Source organism: Amycolatopsis decaplanina DSM 44594 (genome assembly GCF_000342005.1).
Lineage (GTDB): Bacteria > Actinomycetota > Actinomycetes > Mycobacteriales > Pseudonocardiaceae > Amycolatopsis > Amycolatopsis decaplanina.
In genome coordinates this window covers 293,959-313,510 of record NZ_AOHO01000074.1, presented here as the reverse complement: position 1 = coordinate 313,510, position 19,552 = coordinate 293,959, and the positions used below count along the sequence as shown (strand labels likewise).

General features: G+C 69.4%; 13 protein-coding genes. 12 read left to right on the top strand and 1 reads right to left on the bottom strand.

Going from position 1 to position 19,552, the window contains the following annotated elements:
• Window positions 1-18 precede the first annotated feature (18 nt).
• The 12 genes from H074_RS31595 (at window position 19) to mpaM (ending at window position 18,101) form a co-directional block, all read left to right on the top strand.
• Window positions 19-5,595: a non-ribosomal peptide synthetase gene (locus H074_RS31595; protein WP_039923839.1), complete on the top strand. Its 5,577-nt coding sequence runs from the start codon at window positions 19-21 to the stop codon at window positions 5,593-5,595.
• A complete protein-coding gene (locus H074_RS31590) occupies window positions 5,592-5,801 on the top strand; it encodes an MbtH family protein (protein ID WP_007034149.1) in 210 nt (69 codons plus the stop codon). Before H074_RS31595 ends, H074_RS31590 begins: the two co-directional genes overlap by 4 nt.
• Window positions 5,802-5,909: 108 nt before the next feature.
• On the top strand, window positions 5,910-7,085 hold the full coding sequence (locus H074_RS31585; RefSeq protein WP_007034148.1) for a cytochrome P450: 1,176 nt from the start codon (window positions 5,910-5,912) through the stop codon (window positions 7,083-7,085).
• A gap of 215 nt (window positions 7,086-7,300) precedes the next feature.
• Window positions 7,301-8,497, top strand: a complete 1,197-nt coding sequence (locus tag H074_RS31580; protein ID WP_007034147.1) for a cytochrome P450 — start codon at window positions 7,301-7,303, stop codon at window positions 8,495-8,497.
• Window positions 8,498-8,624: 127 nt separating this feature from the next.
• Window positions 8,625-9,845 carry a cytochrome P450 gene (locus H074_RS31575; RefSeq protein ID WP_007034146.1) on the top strand — a complete coding sequence of 407 codons (1,221 nt, stop codon included), beginning with the start codon at window positions 8,625-8,627 and terminating at the stop codon, window positions 9,843-9,845.
• Window positions 9,846-9,889: 44 nt separating this feature from the next.
• Complete coding sequence (locus H074_RS31570; RefSeq protein ID WP_007034145.1) at window positions 9,890-11,365, top strand: tryptophan 7-halogenase; 1,476 nt, start codon at window positions 9,890-9,892, stop codon at window positions 11,363-11,365.
• Between the two features lie 49 nt (window positions 11,366-11,414).
• The gene (locus H074_RS31565) at window positions 11,415-12,605 is read left to right on the top strand and encodes a glycosyltransferase (protein WP_007034144.1); all 1,191 of its coding nucleotides are present in this window, start codon (window positions 11,415-11,417) and stop codon (window positions 12,603-12,605) included.
• Complete coding sequence (locus H074_RS31560) at window positions 12,602-13,846, top strand: glycosyltransferase (RefSeq protein ID WP_039923744.1); 1,245 nt, start codon at window positions 12,602-12,604, stop codon at window positions 13,844-13,846. The genes H074_RS31565 and H074_RS31560 overlap by 4 nt, the downstream gene beginning before the upstream one ends.
• Window positions 13,847-13,878: 32 nt before the next feature.
• A complete protein-coding gene (locus tag H074_RS31555) occupies window positions 13,879-15,111 on the top strand; it encodes a glycosyltransferase (protein ID WP_007034142.1) in 1,233 nt (410 codons plus the stop codon).
• Window positions 15,112-15,157: 46 nt separating this feature from the next.
• Entirely contained in the window at window positions 15,158-16,384 is a 1,227-nt protein-coding gene (locus H074_RS31550; RefSeq protein ID WP_007034141.1) for a class I SAM-dependent methyltransferase, read from the top strand.
• 10 nt (window positions 16,385-16,394) lie between these two features.
• Window positions 16,395-17,219, top strand: a complete 825-nt coding sequence (locus H074_RS31545; protein WP_039923837.1) for a PIG-L deacetylase family protein — start codon at window positions 16,395-16,397, stop codon at window positions 17,217-17,219.
• Window positions 17,220-17,258: 39 nt separating this feature from the next.
• Complete coding sequence (mpaM, locus tag H074_RS31540; protein ID WP_051072050.1) at window positions 17,259-18,101, top strand: daptide-type RiPP biosynthesis methyltransferase; 843 nt, start codon at window positions 17,259-17,261, stop codon at window positions 18,099-18,101.
• On the opposite strand, the gene H074_RS31535 is transcribed toward mpaM, so the two are convergent.
• Complete coding sequence (locus H074_RS31535; RefSeq protein ID WP_007034138.1) at window positions 18,082-19,368, bottom strand: aminotransferase-like domain-containing protein; 1,287 nt, start codon at window positions 19,366-19,368, stop codon at window positions 18,082-18,084. The genes mpaM and H074_RS31535 overlap by 20 nt on opposite strands.
• Window positions 19,369-19,552 lie beyond the last annotated feature (184 nt).

Here is a 19,552-nt window from a genome sequence, read left to right as displayed (position 1 = left end):
CGCCATAAGGAGCAGATCGTGACCGTAGACGACACTCGCGCGAAGCCTCGCTCAAGCGTGGAGGACGTCTGGCCTCTTTCGCCGCTGCAAGAGGGAATGCTTTTCCACACCGCCCTCGACAAGGACGGGCCGGACACCTACACGGTGCAGACCGTCTACGGGATCGACGGGCCGCTGGACGCGGGACGGCTGAAGGCGTCATGGCAGGCGCTCGTGAACCGGCACGCCGCGTTGCGGGCCTGTTTCCGCTACGTCAGCGGCGCGCAGATGGTGCAGGTCATCGCGCGGGACGCCGAGATCCCGTGGCGGGAGACGGATCTTTCCGGACTCGCCGGCGACAGCGTCGAAGGCGAAGTCGACAGGCTGGCCGCGGAGGAGGTGGCCGAGCGGTTGAGCGTCGAGTCGGCGCCGCTGATGAAACTGCACCTGATCCGGCTGGGCGAGGAGAGCCACCGGCTCGTGCACACGCTGCACCACGTGCTGACCGACGGCTGGTCGATGCCGATCATCCACCGCGAGCTCGCCGAGATCTACGCCGCCGGAGGCGACGCGTCCGGGCTTCCGCCCACCGTGTCCTACCGGGACTACCTCGCCTGGCTGGGACGGCAGGACAAGGAAGCGGCCAGGGCGGCCTGGCGGAACGAACTCGCCGGGCTCGACACCCCCACCCTGGTCGTCCCCGCCGATCCGGCGCGGGTGCCGGACATCCACACCACGGTGGTCGAGCTGTCGGCGAAGCTGACGGACGGCCTCGCCCGGCTGGCGCGGGGCAACGGTCTCACCCTGAACTCCGTCGTGCAGGGCGCGTGGGCCGTCGTGCTGTCGCAGCTCGCCGGCCGCGCCGACGTGGTGTTCGGCGCGACCGCGTCGGGGCGGCCCGCAGATCTCCCGGGTGTGGAGTCGATGGTCGGCCAGTTGCTCAACACCCTGCCGGTCCGTGTCCGGCTCGACGGCGCGAAGCGGGCCGTCGACCTGTTCGCCGAGGTGCAGCGCAGCCAGGCGGCACTCATGGCGCACCAGTATCTCGGTCTCCAGGACGTGCGGGCCGTCGCCGGCCCCGGAGCGGTTTTCGACACGCTCGTCATCTACGAGAACTTCCCCCGCAAGGGACTCTCTCAGCCGTCGGGGGACGGCCTGACCCTGCGCCCGCTGAAGCGGGGGAGCAACTCCTCGCACTATCCGTTCACCCTCGTCACCGGCCCGGGCGAACAGATGCCGCTCATCCTCGACTACGACCGGGGCCTGTTCGACCCCGCGGCCGCCGAATCGGTCGTCGGCGCGATGGCGCGGGTGCTGGAGCGGCTGGTCGCCGAGCCCGACGTCCTCGTCGGCCGTCTTACCCTGGCGAGCGAGGCAGAACGCACCCTGGTGGTGGACGACTTCAACGCGACCGCGGGCCCGGTGCCGGGGGACTCCGTCGTCGAACTGTTCGCGCGTCGGGTGGCCGCGGCGCCGGACGCGGTGGCGATCATCGACGCCGCCGGCGCGACCCTGACCTACGCCGAGGTCGACCAGGCGTCGGATCGGCTGGCCGGCTACCTCGCCGGTCGCGGTGTCGGCCGCGGCGACCGGGTCGGTGTGGCCATGGAAAGGTCGCCGGATCTGCTCATCGCGTTCCTGGCGATCTGGAAGGCGGGCGCCGCCTACGTCCCGGTGGACATCGAGTACCCGGCCGAGCGCGTCTCGTTCATCCTCGCCGACTCCGGCGTCTCGACCGTCTTGTGCACCGAGGCCACCAGGGCGGTCGCTCCGGAGAACGCGATCGTGCTCGACGCGCCCGGAACGCGCGCGGCCGTGAACGAGTGCACCGCACCGGGAAACCGGCCGCACGCGGACGATCTGGCGTACGTCATGTACACCTCGGGATCCACCGGCCTGCCGAAGGGCGTGGGGATCCCGCACGGGGCCGTCGCCGGGCTGGCGGGTGACGCGGGCTGGCAGATCGGCGAGGGCGACGGCGTCCTGATGCACGCGACGCACGTCTTCGACCCGTCGCTCTACGCGATGTGGGTGCCGCTCGTCTCCGGCGCCCGGGTCCTGCTCACCGAGCCGGGGGTGCTGGACGCGGCCGGGGTACGGCAGGCCGTGCGACGGGGCGCGACCTACGTCCACCTCACCGCGGGCACTTTCCGCGCACTGGCGGAAACCTCGCCGGAGTGCTTCGAAGGCCTGATCGAGATCGGGACCGGCGGCGACGTGGTCCCCTTGCAGTCGGTGGAGAACCTGCGGCGGGCCCAGCCCGGCCTGCGCGTGCGCAACACCTACGGGCCGACCGAAACCACCCTGTGTGCGACCTGGCTGCCGATCGAACCCGGCGACGCGCTCGGCCACGAGCTGCCGATCGGCCACCCGATGACCAACCGCCGGATCTACGTCCTCGACGCCTTCCTGCGCCCGGTCGCGCCGGGGGTGGCGGGCGAGCTGTACATCGCGGGCACGGGGCTGGCCCGCGGATATCTGAACAACCCCGGCCTGACAGCCGACCGGTTCGTGGCGTGCCCGTTCCTCCCCGGTGAGCGCATGTACCGCACCGGGGACCTGGCCCGCTGGACCCGTGACGGCGAGATCGTGTTCCTCGGCCGCGCCGACGACCAGGTGAAGATCCGCGGCTACCGGGTCGAGCTCGGCGAAGTGGAGGCCGTGCTGGCCGCCCAGCCGGGAGTGGTCGAGGCGGTCCTGCTGGCCCGTGAGGACCAGCCGGGCGAAAAGCGCCTCGTCGGCTACTTCGTGTCCGACGGCACCGACGCCGGGCCGGAGGAGATCCGGCGGCGGATGGGCCTGGTCCTGCCCGACTACATGGTCCCGATCGCGGTCGTGGCGCTGCCCGGCCTGCCGGTCACCCCCAACGGCAAGGTGGATCGCCGGGCGCTGCCCGCCCCGGATCTCGCGGGACGCTCGTCGGAGAAGGCGCCGGAGAGCGAGACCGAAAAGGTGCTGTGCGCGCTGTTCGCCGAGATCCTCAGCGTCGAGCAGGTGGGGGTCGACGACGCCTTCAACGACCTCGGCGGCAGTTCGGCGCTGGCCATGCGGCTCGTCGCGCGGATCCGCGAGGAACTCGGCGAGGACCTGCCCATCCGGCAGCTGTTCTCCTCGCCGACGCCCGCGGGCCTGGCCAGGGCGCTGGCCGCGAAGTCCCGTCCCGTACTCGAAGCCGCCCAGCGACCGGACCGGGTGCCGCTGACCGCCCGGCAGCTGCGGGCCTGGCTGCTGGCCGATCCCGGCGGGGAGACGGCGGGCCTGACCACCTCGGTCGCGCTGCGCCTGCGGGGCAAGCTGAACGTGCCCGCGCTGGTGACGGCGCTCGGAGACGTCGCCGCACGGCACGAGCTCCTCCGCACGACTTTCCCCGGTGACGCGCAGAGTGTGCACCAGCTCGTCCACGACACCGCGGCGGTCGAGCCGGTCCCGATCCCGGCGACCGAGGAGTCCCTTCCCGGGTTGCTCGCCGAGCGGCGCGAGGCCGCCTTCGACCTCACCCGTGAAATGCCGTGGCGGTGCGATCTCTTCGAGCTCTCCGAAACGGAGCATGTGCTGCACCTCCAGGTGCACCGGATCCTGGCGGACGACGACTCGCTGGACGTGTTCTTCCGCGACCTGGCGGCCGCCTACGGCGCGCGGCGCGAGGGCCGGGTCCCGCAGCGCGCGCCGTTGGCCTTGCAGTTCGCCGACTACGCGCTCTGGGAGCGGCGGCTGCTCGAGGACGAGAACGAACCGGGCAGCCTGATCAACGAGCAGATCGCCTTCTGGCGGGACAACCTGGCCGGTATCGACGGGGAGACGATGCTCCCGTTCGACCGGCCGCGGCCCGCCGTCCCGTCACGGCGGGCGGGCACCGTCGCGCTGCGGCTGGACGCCGGTCCGCACGCCCGGCTGGCGGAGGCCGCGGAGTCGGCGGGCGCGGAAACGTCGCGGCTCGTGCACGCGGCGCTCGCCATGCTGCTGGCCAAGTCCGGAGCGGGCGAAGACGTGGTGATCGGCTCGGCGCTGTCCCGGGACGAGGAACTCTTCGACCTCGAACCGATGGTCGGACCGTTCACCCGGCCGCTCGCCGTGCGCACGGACCTCTCGGGTGATCCGACCTACCTGGAGGTCGTCAACCGGGTGCAAGAGGCCTTCCAGGCGACCGAACAGCATCTGGACGTGCCCTTCGAGCGCATCGTCGAGCTGCTCGACCTGCCCGCGTCGCTCTCCCGCCATCCCGTGTTCCAGGTGGGCTTGCGGGTGGACGAGGAGGACATCGACGGCTGGACGGCGGCGGAACTGCCCGCCCTGCGCACCAGTGTCGAACCCGGTGGGACCGAGGCCATGGAGCTGGATCTCTCGGTCGAACTCACCGAGCGTTTCGACGACGACGACGAACCGGGCGGCTTCGAGGGCGTGCTGCGCTACGCCACCGACCTGTTCGACGAGGCCACGGCCGAGTCGGTGGCCCGGCGGCTGGTCCGCGTCCTGGAGCAGGTGGCCGACGATCCCGGGCGGCGGATCAGCGACCTGGACCTCTTCCTGGACGACTTCGAACGCGGCCGTCCGCCCATCGCGCCGGCGCGATGGGCCGGGGCTGTCCCCCAGGTGGTCGCCGACGTGGCCGGGGACGGCCCGCTCGGCGCGCTCGTGCTGGACGAGCGGTTGCGCCCCGTCGCTCCGGGCACCGTCGGCGAGCTCTACGTCACCGGCCCCGCGGTGGACGAGGGACCGGCCGACCTCCCGACCGTGCCCTGTCCATTCGGGGAGGACGGGCACCGGATGCTGCGCACCGGTCTGTTCGCCCGGAAGACGCCCGCCAAGACCCTGGTCGTCGTCGGCGAACGGCGGCGGACGAACTCTTCGGTGAAAACGGGCGATTTCGAGATCCTGCTGCCGCTCCGGCCCGGCGGGGACCGTCCCTCGCTCTTCTGTGTCCACGCGAGCGGCGGCCTGAGCTGGAACTACGAGCCGCTGCTGCGCCACCTTCCGCCGAACCAGCCGGTCTACGGCGTCCAGGCCCGCGGCCTCGCCCGTACCGAGCCGCTGCCGGGCAGCGTCGAGGAGATGGCCGCCGACTACCTCGCGCAGATCCGCGCCGTGCAGCCGGAAGGGCCGTACCACCTGCTGGGCTGGTCGCTCGGCGGCCGCATCGCACAGGCGATGGCCAAACTGCTGGAGGAGCAAGGGGAAAAGGTCGGCCTGCTCGCCTTGCTCGACGCCTATCCCGTCTACATGGGACGCAAGACGACCGGGGCGGCGAGCGAGGAGGAGGCGCTGTCGAAGCGGAACCAGGCGGACCTGGACCTCGCGGGCCAACTGGTCAAGGGGGAGGCCGCCCGTGCCCGCCTGGAGGCGGTCATGCGCAACCTCTGGGACGTCGGGCCACGCCACGTCTCTTCCCCCTTCGCAGGCGACATCCTGCTCTTCGTGGCCACTGTGGACCGTCCCGAGCATTTGCCGGTCTCGGTGGCGAAAGCCAGCTGGAAGGACTTCACCAGCGGGACCATCGAGACCCACGACATCCCGTCCAACCACTACGACATGGTGCAAACCGCGGCGCTGGGCCAGATTGGAGCCATCGTCGCCGAGAAACTCCGGCAGCGTCCGGAAGGTGAAAGGACACAACGATGACCAACCCCTTCGACAACGAAGACGGTTCCTTTTTCGTTCTGGTCAACGACGAGGGACAGCACTCGCTGTGGCCCGCCTTCGCCGAGGTGCCCGCGGGCTGGACCACGGTGCACGGCGAGGCCGGCCGCAAGGAATGCCTCGCCTACGTCGAGGAGAACTGGACGGACCTCCGGCCGAAGAGCCTCATCCAGGAAGCGGGCGCCTGAGGGCGGGTGTCCAGCCGCTCAACGCGGACGGTTGGACGCGCCCGGCCCTTTGCCCGGCGGCGTCCGACCTTCAAACACCGGCTGGATGAGGCGAAAGGACCTTGTGCAGTGTTCGAGGAGAAGAACGCCCTCCGGGGCACGGAGATCCACCGGAGAGAGCGCTTCGATCCGGGGCCGGAACTGCGCTCCCTGATGGCCGAGGGCCGCATGTCCGTGATGGAGGCCGAAGACGGTCCCGGCGGGCGGACCGGGTGGCTCGCCACCGGGTACGAAGAGACCCGCCAGGTGCTCGGCTCGGACAAGTTCAGCGCCAAGCTGCTCTTCGGCGGCACCGCGGCGGGCCGCATCTGGCCCGGCTTCCTCAACCAGTACGACCCGCCGGAACACACGCGTCTGCGCCGGATGGTGGCGTCGGCGTTCACCTTCCGGCGGATGCAGGACTTCCGGCCGAAGATCGAGGCGATCGTCGAGGCCACGCTGGACGACATCGAAGCCACCGGCGGGCCGGTGGACTTCGTGCCGCGGTTCGCGTGGCCTGTGGCGACGACGGTGATCTGCGACTTCCTCGGCATCCCGCGGGACGACCAAGCCGACCTGTCGCGCGCCCTGCACGCCAGCCGGGCCGAACGGTCGGGCAAACGGCGCGTGGCGGCGGGAAACAAGTACTGGACGTACATGGGCCAGATCGCGGCCAAGACGCGCCGCGACCCCGGGGACGACATGTTCGGCGCCGTGGTGCGTGAGCACGGCGCCGACATCACCGACGCGGAATTGCTGGGCGTCGCCGCGTTCGTCATGGGCGCGAGCGGGGACCAGGTGGCCAGGTTCCTCGCGGCGGGGGCGTGGCTGATGGTGGAACACCCGGAGCAGTTCGCCGTGCTCCGGGACAAGCCGGAAACCGTCCCGGACTGGCTGAACGAGGTGGCCCGGTACCTCACCAGCGACGAGAAGACCACCCCGCGCATCGCGCGGGAGGACGTGTACATCGGTGACCAGCTGGTGAAGGCGGGCGACGCCGTCACCTGCTCACTGCTGGCTTCGAACCGCCGGAAGTTCCCCGACCCGGAGGACAGGTTCGACATCACCCGGGAAAAGCCGGCGCACGTCACCTTCGGGCACGGCATCCATCACTGCCTCGGCAGGCCGCTGGCCGAAATGGTGTTCCGGGCGGCGATCCCGGGCCTCGCGCACCGCTTCCCCACGCTCCGGCTGGCCGAACCGGACCGCGAGATCAAATTGGGCCCGCCACCGTTCGACGTCGAAGCCCTGTTGCTCGACTGGTAGCCCAGGCCCTCGGTCGTGAGTGGCGATGAGGGTTCTGTCGACGGGTAAGGCAAATGCGGCGTGTCGCGGTGGGTGGCCGTCGGCGCGTATGTCGCGAAAGCCACTTTCGCGACGTGTGATGTCCCGAAAGTGGCTTTCGCGACACGCTCGCGGACGGGCACCGCTCACGAACACGCACATCCGCCTTACCCATTGGTTCGCAAAGGAGTTTCCCGTTGAGTGAGGACGACCCGCGCCCGCTGCACATTCGCAGACAGGGTTTGGACCCGGCGCCCGAACTGCTCGCCGCCGGGCCGCTGACCAGGGTCACCATCGGCTCCGGCGCGGACGCCGAAACCCATTGGATGGCCACCGCGCACGCCGTCGTCCGGCAGGTGATGGGCGATCACAAGAGCTTCAGCACCCGGCGACGCTGGGACCCGCGCGACGAGATCGGCGGGAAGGGCATCTTCCGGCCGCGGGAACTGGTCGGCAACCTGATGGACTACGACCCGCCCGAGCACGCCAGGCTGCGGCAGAAACTGAACCCGGGTTTCACGCTGCGCAAGATGCAGCGGATGGGGCCGTACATCGAACAGATCGTGACCGAACGGCTCGACGAGCTGGAGCAGGCGGGATCGCCCGCGGATCTGGTCGCGATCGTCGCCGACAAGGTCCCCGGCGCCGTGCTGTGCGAACTGATCGGTGTGCCGAGGGACGACCGCGCCACGTTCTTGCAGCTGTGCCACGCGCATCTCGACGCCTCGCGCAGCCAGAAAAGACGCGCGGTGGCGGGTGAGGCGTTCTCCCGCTACCTGCTGGCGATGATCGCCAGGGAACGCAAGGAACCGGGCGAGGGGCTGATCGGAGCGGTCGTCGCCGAGTACGGCGACGAAGCCACGGACGAGGAACTGCGCGGCTTCTGCGTGCAGGTGATGCTGGCCGGTGACGACAACATCTCCGGCATGATCGGCCTCGGTGTGCTGGCCTTGCTGAGGAACCCCGGGCAGATCGCCGCGTTGCAGGGCGGCGAGCAGCAGGCGCATCGGGCGGTCGACGAGCTGATCCGCTACCTGACGGTCCCGTATTCCCCGACCCCCCGGATCGCCATGCGGGACATCACCATCGCGGGCCAGGCGATCAAGAAGGGTGACAGCGTCATCTGTTCCCTCCCGGCGGCCAACCGGGATCCCGCGCTGGTGCCGGATCCCGGACGCCTCGACCTCACCCGCGAGTCCGCGCCGCATGTCGCGTTCGGGCACGGGGTCCATCACTGTCTGGGCGCCGCGCTGACCCGGCTCGAACTGCGTACCGTGTTCACCTTGCTGTGGCGCCGTTTTCCCGCGCTGAGGCTGGCGGATCCCGCGCAGGACACCAAGTTCCGCCTGACCACCCCGGCCTACGGATTGACCGAGCTGATGGTCGCCTGGTGATCGCGGGCTCGCGTCCACCCAGGTCGCTGGACGTGCCGCCCGATTACCGGTCAAATTGGGCGTCGCTGTGTTCGGGGCGGTCGAAGCCGAACGACACTTTCCCGGTCTACCAAGGAGTTCCAGTCGGATGGGGCAAGGTATCGAACAGGTCGCGCCACTGGTGAAGGAGCCCGCGAACTTTCAGCTGAGAACGAACTGCGATCCGCACACGGACAATTTCGAACTCAGGGCGCACGGCCCGCTCGTCCGGATAGTCGGCGAATCCTCGACCCAGCTGGGCCGGGATTTCGTCTGGCAGGCCCACGGTTACGACGTCGTCCGCAGGATCCTGGGTGACCACGAGAATTTCACGACGCGCCCGCAATTCACCCAGGCGAAATCCGGGGCGCACGTCGAGGCCCAGTTCGTCGGGCAGATCTCGACTTACGACCCGCCCGAGCACACCCGGTTGCGGAAGATGCTGACACCGGAGTTCACGGTCCGGCGGATCCGCCGGATGGAGCCCGCGATCCAAAGCCTCGTCGACGATCGCCTCGACATGCTGGAGGCCGAGGGATCACCCGCGGATCTCCAGGGCCTGTTCGCCGATCCGGTCGGCGCACACGCCCTGTGCGAACTGCTCGGCATTCCCCGCGACGACCAGCGCGAGTTCGTCCGGCGGATCAGGCGGAACGCCGACCTGAGCCGCGGCCTCAAGGCGCGGGCCGCCGACAGCGCGGCGTTCAACCGGTACCTGGACAACCTCATCGGCCGTCAGCGCGCGGACCCCGACGACGGCCTCCTCGGCACGATCGTGCGCGAGCACGGCGGCAACGTCACGGACGAGGAATTGCGGGGCCTGTGCACGGCACTGATCCTCGGCGGTGTCGAGACCGTCGCGGGGATGATCGGCTTCGGAGTGCTCGCCCTCCTCCAGAACCCCGGCCAGATACCGTTGCTTTTCGAAGGCCAGGAAAAGGCCGACCGCGTCGTCAACGAGCTGGTGCGCTATCTGTCCCCCGTGCAGGCACCGAATCCGCGTCTCGCCATCAAGGACGTGGTCGTCGACGGGCAGCTGATCAAAGCGGGGGATTACGTCCTGTGCTCGGTTCTCATGGCCAACAGGGACGAAGCACTGACGTCCGATCCGAACGTTTTCGACGCGAATCGGATCGCTGTTTCGGACGTCGGGTTCGGGCACGGAATCCATTACTGCGTCGGCGCCGCCTTGGCGCGGTCGATGCTGCGGACGGCCTATCAGACGTTGTGGCGGCGATTTCCGGGGCTGCGGCTGGCGGTGCCCGTCGAAGAAGTGCGGTATCGCAGCGCGTTCGTTGACTGCCCAGATCAGGTACCGGTCACCTGGTGACGACCTGCCCGGCGAAGTGACACTCGACAAAGGAATGGTGGGAAATGTCGGTCGAAGATTTCGATGTTGTGGTGGCGGGCGGCGGGCCGGGTGGTTCGACGGTGGCCACCCTGGTGGCGATGCAGGGACACCGGGTCCTGTTGCTGGAGAAAGAGGTCTTCCCCCGGTACCAGATCGGTGAGTCGCTGCTGCCCGCCACGGTGCACGGGGTCTGCCGGATGCTCGGTGTCGCGGACGAGCTGGCGAATTCCGGGTTCCCGATCAAACGCGGCGGCACGTTCCGCTGGGGTGCCCGGCCGGAGCCGTGGACCTTCCACTTCGGGATCTCGGCCAAGATGGCGGGCTCGACGTCCCACGCCTATCAGGTCGAGCGGGCGGTGTTCGACGACATCCTGCTGAAGAACGCCAAGAGCAAGGGCGTCGTCGTGCGGGAAGGCTGTTCGGTCAACGACGTCGTGGAGGACGGCGAGCGGGTCACCGGCGCCCGCTACACCGACGCGGACGGCAACGCGCGCGAAGTGTCGGCGCGGTTCGTGATCGACGCGTCGGGCAACAAGAGCCGGCTCTACACGAAGGTCGGCGGTTCGCGGAACTACTCGGAGTTCTTCCGCAGCCTCGCGCTGTTCGGCTATTTCGAGGGTGGCAAGCGGCTGCCCGAGCCGGTGTCGGGCAACATCCTGAGCGTCGCCTTCGACAGCGGCTGGTTCTGGTACATCCCCCTGAGCGACACGCTGACCAGCGTCGGCGCCGTCGTGCGCCGGGAGGACGCCGACAAGATCCAGGGCGACCGCGAGAAGGCGCTCAACACCTTGATCGCCGAATGCCCGATGATCTCGGACTACCTCTCCAACGCGACCAGGGTGACCACCGGCAGGTACGGCGAACTGCGGGTGCGCAAGGACTACTCGTACCAGCAGGACAGTTACTGGCGGCCGGGGATGGTCCTGGTCGGCGACGCCGCGTGCTTCGTGGACCCGGTGTTCTCCTCCGGGGTGCACCTGGCGACCTACAGCGCGCTGCTCGCGGCCCGGTCGATCAACAGCGTCCTCGCGGGCGACCTGGACGAGAAGACCGCGCTGAACGAGTTCGAGGCGCGCTATCGCCGCGAGTACGGCGTCTTCTACGAGTTCCTCGTGTCCTTCTATCAGATGAACGTGAACGAGGAATCGTATTTCTGGCAGGCCAAGAAGGTCACGCAGAACCAGAGCACCGACGTCGAGTCGTTCGTCGAGCTGATCGGCGGGGTGTCGTCCGGCGAGACCGCGCTGACGGCCGCCGACCGGATCGCCGCGAACAGTGCCGAATTCGCCGCGGCCGTCGACAAGATGGCGGCGGGCGACGGCGACGACATGGTGCCGATGTTCAAGTCGACGGTGGTCAAACAGGCGATGCAGGAAGCGGGCCAGGTCCAGATGAAGGCGCTGCTCGGCGAGGACGCCGAACCCGAGCTGCCGCTGTTCCCCGGCGGCCTGGTGACTTCGCCCGACGGGATGAAGTGGCTGCCTCACCACCCGGTATGAGCCGTTGCCCGTCGAAAAGGCCGAGGACCTACGAAACAGGGGATGCGAAATGCGCGTGCTGATCACGGGGTGTGGATCACGCGGGGACATCGAACCGTTGGTGGCCTTGGCCGTCCGGTTGGCCGAACTCGGCGCCCAGCCGCGGATGTGCCTGCCGCCCGACTACGCGGAACGGTGCGCCGAGGTCGGTGTGCCGATGGTGGCGGCAGGGCCGGCGGTGCGAGCGGGGGCACGCGGGCCGGGGGAACCGGCGCCGGGGGATCCCGAGATCGTGACCGACGTGGTCGCCGAATGGTTCGGCAAGCTCCCGGCGGCCGCCGAAGGCTGTGCGGTGGTGGTGACGACCGGCCTGCTGCCCGCCGCCGTCGCCGCCCGGTCGGTGGCCGAGCGGCTGGGTGTCCCTTATCGCTACATCGTGCTGTCCCCGGACCATCTGCCGTCGGTGCACAGCCGGGCGGAACTGGACATGTACAACGAGGGCGCTTACGGGCTCTTCGGTGACGTGGTCAACGAAAACCGGGCTTCGCTCGGCCTGGCTCCGGTGAAGGACCTCTTCGACTACGGCTACACCGAGCGGCCCTGGCTGGCGTCGGACCAGGTCCTGGCCCCGCTGCCGCCGTCGGACTCCGGCACCGTGCAGACCGGTGCGTGGATCCTGCCGGACGAACGGCCCCTTCCGGCGGAGCTGGAGGAGTTCCTGGCCGCCGGGGCACCGCCGGTGTACGTCGGTTTCGGCAGCTCGTCCGGTGCCAGGACCGCCGGTGCCGCGAAGGTGGCCGTCGAGACGGCCCGCGCCCAGGGCCACCGGGTGGTGCTTTCCCGTGGCTGGGCCGATTTGGCCCTGCCCGAAGACGATGGTGACTGCTTCGCCGTCGACGAGGTGAACCTCCAGGAGCTGTTCGGCCGGGTGTCCGCCGCCATCCACCACGACAGCGCCGGCACGACGTACGTGGCCATGCGCGCGGGCATCCCCCATGTCGTGGTGCGCCGCGTCGTGGACAACGTGGTGGAGCAGGCGTATCACGCCGACCGGGTGGCCGAGCTGGGAGTCGGGGTGGCGATCGACGGTCCGATCCCGGCCGTCGATTCCCTGTCGGCCGCGCTCACCGCGGCGCTGGCGCCGGAAACCCGGGCGCGGGCGAAGGCGGTGGCGGACACGATGCGCACCGACGGGACGACGGTGGCCGCGGAACTGCTGTTCGACGCGGCGGGTGTCGAGAAGCCGGCCGTTCCGGCATGAACGGGGGAAATGTGACGCGGGTGTTGCTGGCGACGTGCGGAAGCCGCGGCGACGTCGAACCGCTGGTGGCGCTGGCGGTCCGGTTGCGTGAGCTCGGCGCGGAGGCGAGGCTGGCCGCTCCGCCGGACTGCGCGGACCGGCTGGCCGAGGTCGGCGTGGAGCACGTTCCCGTCGGCGCCTCCGCGCGCGAACCGGTCAAGAACGCGGCGCCGCCGACGCGCGAGGACATGCAGCGGTTCATGACCGAGACGATCACCACGCAGTTCGACCGGATCCCGGCGGCCGCCGAGGGGTGTGCCGCCGTGGTGACGTCCGGGCTGCTGTCCGCCGCGATCGGCGTGCGGTCGGTGGCCGAGAAGCTCGGCATCCCGTACTTCTACGCCTTCCACTGCCCCGATTTCGTGCCGTCGCCGTACTATCCGCCCCCGCCGCCGCTCGGCGAGCCACCCGCACCGGAGGGAACCGACATCCGGGAGCTGTGGGAGCGGAACAATCAGAGCGCCTTCCGGCGATACGGCGGTCCGCTCAACAGCCGGCGGGCGGCGATCGGCCTGCCGCCGGTGGAGGACATCTTCGGCTTCGGCTACACCGATCACCCCTGGATGGCGGCGGATCCGGTGCTGGCCCCGCTGCGGCCGACGGATCTCGACGCCGTGCAGACCGGGGCGTGGATCGTATCCGACGAGCGGCCGCTTTCCGCTGAGCTGGAAGCGTTCCTGGCCGCCGGTACACCGCCGGTGTACCTCGGGTTCGGCAGCCTGCGTGCCCCCGCCGACGCCGTCCGGGTGGCGGTCGCGGCGATCCGTGCCCACGGCCGCCGGGTGATCCTTTCCCGCGGCTGGGCCGATCTGGTGCTGCCCGACGACCGGGAAGACTGTTTCGAGACCGGCGAAGTGAACCACCAGGCGCTGTTCGGCCGGGTGGCCGCCGTCGTCCATCACGGCGGCGCGGGCACGACGCACGTGGCGACGCGGGCGGGTGCGCCCCAGATCCTGCTGCCGCAGATGGCGGACCAGCCGTACTACGCGAGCCGCGTGGCCGAGCTGGGGATCGGCGTGGCGCACGACGGCCCGGTCCCGACCTTCGACTCCCTGTCGGCCGCGCTCACCACGGCACTCGCCCCGGAAACCCGCGACCGGGCGGCGGCCGTGGCGGCCACGGCGCGGACGGACGGGGCGACGGTGGCGGCGGAGCTGCTGCTCGACGCGGTCAGCCGGACGAAGTCTTCTGTTTCCGCGTGAAACCCAGAACCGCTCAAGATAGGGGACGCGAAATGCGTGTGCTGTTGTCGACGTGTGGAAGCCGCGGCGACGTCGAACCGCTGGTGGCACTGGCGGTCCGGTTGCGAGAGCTCGGTGCGGAAGTACGCATGTGCGCGTCGCCTTCCTCCGCGGACCGGCTTGCCGAAGCCGGGGTGCCGCACGTGCCGGTCGGCCTGGCGCACGAGGGCATGCTGCTGCAGGAGGGCATGCCGCCGCCCTCGGCCGAGGAGGAACGCAAGTTCGCGGCCATGGCGATCGACATGCAGTTCGACCAGGTTCCGCCGGGCGCCGAGGGCTGTGACGTGGTGGTGGCGACCGGGGAGCTGGCCCACGCGACCGGCGTGCGGTCGGTGGCCGAGAAGCTGGGCATCCCCTACTTCTACGCCGCCTACAGCCCGAACTACCTGCCGTCGTCGAACTATCATCCGCCCGAGGACGAGCGGACCACGCCGGGCGTGACCGACTTCGGGGTGCTCTGGGCCGAGCGTGCCCAGCGTTTCACCGAGCGGTACGGGGAAGCGCTCGACAGCAGGCGGGCGGCGATCGGCCTGGCCCCGGTGGAGGACGTCTTCCGGTACGGCTACGGCGATCGGCCGTGGCTGGCGGCGGACCCGGTCCTCGCCCCGGTCGATCCGGAGCTCGACGCCGTGCAGACCGGCGCGTGGATCCTGCCGGACGAGCGGCCGCTCCCGGCGGACCTGGAGGAGTTCCTGGCCGCCGGGCCGCCGCCGGTGTACGTCGGTTTCGGCAGCGCGTCCGGCCCCGGCCTCGCCGACGCCACGAAGACGGCCATCGAGGCGATCCGCGCCCAGGGCCACCGGGTGATCCTTTCCCGCGGCTGGGCCGATCTGGTCCTGCCCGACGACGGGGCCGACTGCTTCGGGGTCGGTGAGGTGAACATCCAGGCGCTGTTCGGCCGGGTGGCCGCCGCCCTCCACAAGGGCAGCGCGGGGACCTTGCATCTGGCCACCCGGGCGGGCATCCCTCAGCTCGTGCTGCCGCGACACACGGACCAGCCGTACTTCGCCGGTCGTGTCACCGAACTGGGGATCGGGGTGGCACTGGAGGAACGTCCGGTCCCGACCTTCGACACCTTCTCGGCCGCGCTCACCCAGGCCCTTTCCCCGGAAACCCGCGCGCGGGCGAAGGCCGTGGCGGACCAGGCCCGCACCGACGGCCGGACGGCGGCCGCGGAACTGCTGTTCGAGGCCGCCGGCCAGGGCAAGCTCACCGTTCCCGCCTGACCGCGCGCCACGACTTTCTTCGACGACAAAGCCCAGAGGAGACCGCATGTCAGCCACGTCCCGGTGCCGCATCTGTGACGGCACCGTCCACGAGTTCATCGATCTGGGACGGCAGCCGCTCTCGGACGCGTTCGTGGTCCCCGGCGACGAGAAGAAGGAGTTCTTCTTCCGGCTCGCCACCGGGATCTGTGAATCCTGCACGATGGTGCAGCTGATGGAAGAGGTCCCGAGGGACCTGATGTTCCACGAGGCGTACCCCTATCTGTCCTCCGGTTCGGCGGTCATGCGCGCGCACTTCGGCGAGCTGGCCAAGCGTTTCCTGACCACGGAGCTGACCGGCGAAGACCCGTTCATCGTCGAACTCGGCTGCAACGACGGCATCATGCTCAAGGCCGTGGCCGACGCGGGGGTGCGGCAGCTGGGCGTCGAACCCTCCGGCAGCGTCGCGGATCTGGCCGCGGCCAAGGGGATCCGTGTCCGCAAGGACTTCTTCGAAGAGGCGACGGCAGCCGACATCCGGAAGAACGACGGCCCCGCCGACGTGATCTACGCGGCCAACACCCTGTGCCACATCCCTTACATGGACTCGATCCTGAAGGGCGTCACCCAGCTGCTCGGCCCGAACGGCGTGTTCGTGTTCGAGGACCCGTACCTCGGCGACATCGTGGAGCGCACCTCGTTCGACCAGATCTACGACGAGCATTTCTTCTTCTTCACCGCCCGCTCGGTCCAGGCGATGGCCGAGCGCAACGGTCTCGAACTCGTGGACGTCGAGCGCATCCCGGTGCACGGCGGCGAGGTCCGCTACACCCTCGCCCTCGCCGGGGCCCGCCAGCCGTCCGCGGCCGTGGCGGAGCTTCTGGCGTGGGAGGCCGAGCGCAAGCTGGCGGAGTACGCCACGCTGGAACGCTTCGCCACCAACGTGAAGAAGATCAGGGACGACTTGATCGCGCTGCTGACCAAGCTCCGCGCCGAAGGCAAACGCGTCGTCGGTTACGGCGCGACGGCCAAGAGCGCCACGGTGACCAACTTCTGTGGCATCACCCCGGATCTGGTGGAGTTCATCTCGGACACCACGCCCTCCAAGCAGGGGAAGCTCAGCCCGGGGCAGCACATCCCGGTCCGCGAGTACCGGGAATTCGCCGACGACCACCCGGACTACGCGCTGCTGTTCGCGTGGAATCACGCCGACGAGATCATGAACGCGGAGCAGGCTTTCCGCGACTCCGGCGGGCAGTGGATCCGGTACGTGCCGAACGTGCACGTGAGCTGACGTGGCCGCCATGACACAAGACCTCGGCGCGGACCGGATCCTGGCGATCTCCCCTCATCTGGACGACGCGGTCCTGTCCTTCGGGGCGGGACTCGCCCAGGCGGAACGGGACGGCGCGAAGGTGACCGTCCACACGGTGTTCGCCGGTACCGCGACGCCTCCGTTCTCCCCGGCGGCGGACCGGTTGCACTCGATCTGGGGGCTGTCGCCGGACGAGGACGCGTCGCTGCGCCGCCGTGACGAAGACATCGCCGCACTCGGCCACCTGGGTGCCGAGTACCGGCACAGCCGGTTCCTCGACGCCATCTATCGCAAGGCGGCGGACGGCCGATGGATGGCCGACAACGTGCCGGGACGGCAGAAGCTGGCCATCGGACGCCTGTCCCCGCAGGACGATCCGGAGCTGTTCTCCGCGGTGACGGAGGAAATCGTGTCGGTCGTCGAGGAGTGCGACCCGACGCTGATCCTGACCTGCGCGGCCGCCAGCGGGCATATCGACAACGAGATCACCCGGGACGCCACGCTGCTCGTCGCGCGGGACAAGGACATTCCGGTGCGGCTGTGGGAAGACCTCCCGCACGCGTTGTTCGCGCAGGAGGATGCCGAACTCCCGGACGGATTCCGGCTCGGTGCCCCCGATTTCGTTTCGGTCGAGGAGGACGCGCGGACGCGCAAATTCGAGGCACTGCTGCTTTATCCGACGCAGATGCGGATGCTCCACGGGCCGGAGAAGGATCTTTTCGCGCAGTTGGACGGGCATGCCGGGAAGAAGTCGGCACGGTCCGGGTACGGCGAAACGACCTGGCCGGTCATATTCCGCGAAGAAACCGGCTGAATCGGGCTGGTGACGAATGTCGACCTGGAGGTTGTCCTGATGACCGATCAACTGGAACGCGGCCCGGCGCGGACCGCGCACGCCGGCGTGGTGCTGGCCTCGGCGGGTGACCGGGGCGTTCTGTGCGATTTCTACGACGAGGCGGGCTCGGACACCTATCGGGACTTGATCCAGGACGCCGACGGCACCCTGGAAACGCGGGAATTCGCGGCTCGTGTTCCCCAGGATCCCGGGCCCGTGCTGGAGCTGGCGGCCGGAATGGGCAGGCTGACGTTCCCTTTCCTGGAGCTCGGCTGGGAGATGACCGCACTGGAGCTGTCGGCGACGGTGGTCACCGCGTTCCGGAAGCGGCTGGCGGAATCGCCGCCGGAGCTCCGAGAGCGGTGCACGGTGGTTCAGGGGGACATGAGCGCCTTCGCGCTGGGCAGGCGTTTCGGCGCGGTGGTCATCAGCTCGGGCTCGATCAACGAACTCGGCGAGGCCGACCGGAAAGGGCTGTACGCGGCGGTTCTCGAGCATCTCCGGCCGGGCGGGAAATTTTTGCTCAGCCTGGAATTGACGAAGCCCGTCGAAGCGGAGCCGGTGGAGCGCAGCCAGGAGTTGTCCGGCCGGAGCGGCAGGCGGCACGTACTGCACGTGAAGATCCTGCCGTCCGAGGAACTCCAGGAGATCACCATCTACCCCGCCGACGAGACCGCGGATCCCTTCGTCGTCTGCACGCATCGCCGGAGGCTTTTCACGGTGGACCGGATCGCGCGGGAACTCGGGCAGGCCGGCTTCGACGTCGTCGCGCGGGAACCGTTCGCCTCCACCGGCGCCGGTCGTGACGACATGGTGCTGGTGGAGGCGATCCCGCGAGAGGTCACGGCAGACGCGAAGTGATGAGAGCGGCGAGCCTGCTCACGCCTTCTTCGATCAGCTCCGGCGTGAGCAGGCTGATGGACAGCCGGAGCTGGTTGAACCCGTCTTTCCCGCCGTAGAAGTGATGCATCGGGGTGAACAGCACACCGTGGTCGCGGGCGGCGTCCGCCAGCAGCTCGTCGTCGACGATGAAGGGCACGGTGACGGTGACGAAGAACCCGCCCGTCGGGGTGTTCCAGCGGACCCCGGGGTGTTCGCCGAGCCTGCGGTCGAGCTCGCTCAGTGTCAGGTGGAGATTCCGCTGGTAGATCGCGGTTTCCCGGACGTTGGCCTTGGTCAGGCTGTAGTCGTTGAGCAGCAGCTTCCCGGCGATCACCGCCTGGGCGATGGGCGAGGTGTTCACGGTGAGCATGCCCTTGAGCTTCGAGAGCTGGTCGGCGTACAGACCGCCTCCCGCCACACGCTGATCCGCCACCGCGTAGCCGACCCGGGCGCCGGGCATGCCGGTCTTGGCGAAGGATCCGATGTAGACCACGTTCCCCGACCGGTCGAGCGCTTTCAGCGTGGGCAGGCGCTCGGCGCCGAAGAGCCCGTACGCGTTGTCTTCCAGCAGCAGGATCCCGTGGGCCGCGGCGACTTCGAGGAGCCGGTGGCGGGACGGCAGATCCATGCTGGTACCGGTGGGGTTGGCGAAGTTGGGGGTCACGTAGCAGGCCCGCACCCGCTTGCCCTGGTCGTCGGCGCGCTTCAGCTGGAGGACGAGATCCTCGGGGTCGATGCCGTTCTCGCCGGACCGGACCGGCCAGACCGGCGTGTCGGTGAGCAGCGCCGCCCCGGTCAGGCCGACGTAGGTGGGGGCGGGGGCGAGCAGCACGTCCCGCTCGTTCGCCCGCAGTGTGCGGAGCACCAGGAACATGGCCTCCTGGGCGCCCACGGTGACGACCACGGATTCCGGGGCGGCGTCGATGTTCTCGTCCTCGGCGAGGTTGCGGGCGATGATGTCGGCGATGATGCCCTTCGTGGTGCCGTACTGGAACAGCGCGCGGGTGACCCCGGCCTCGTCCAGTTTCCGATCGCGCCGCAGATGCTCGCAGTAGGCGTCGAGATAATCGTGAATGAGCCGGATGTCGAAGAACTCTTCGTACGGCCGTCCTGCCGCCATGGAAATGGCAACGGGATATTCGTCGATCAGTTCGTTGAGCAGATTCATCGAGGAGATGGCCGGATCGGTGAGCGATCCGTGCAGCGTTTCCATGTCCAAATGGGTGGACAAAACGTTCGAATCCATAAATGCTAGGATTTCCATCCGGTGGCGAAGTGTCAAGCTGGGGTGTGGACGCGATTCACCGCCGATTTTCGTCGATGTCCAGTGCTGATTCCTTCCGGATAACGGATCTCCGAAGGTACGGTCACCGCAGTGCGCCGCGTAGCCGGGGATCGCACGTTCCACATCAGACGGAAACCGGCGGCCC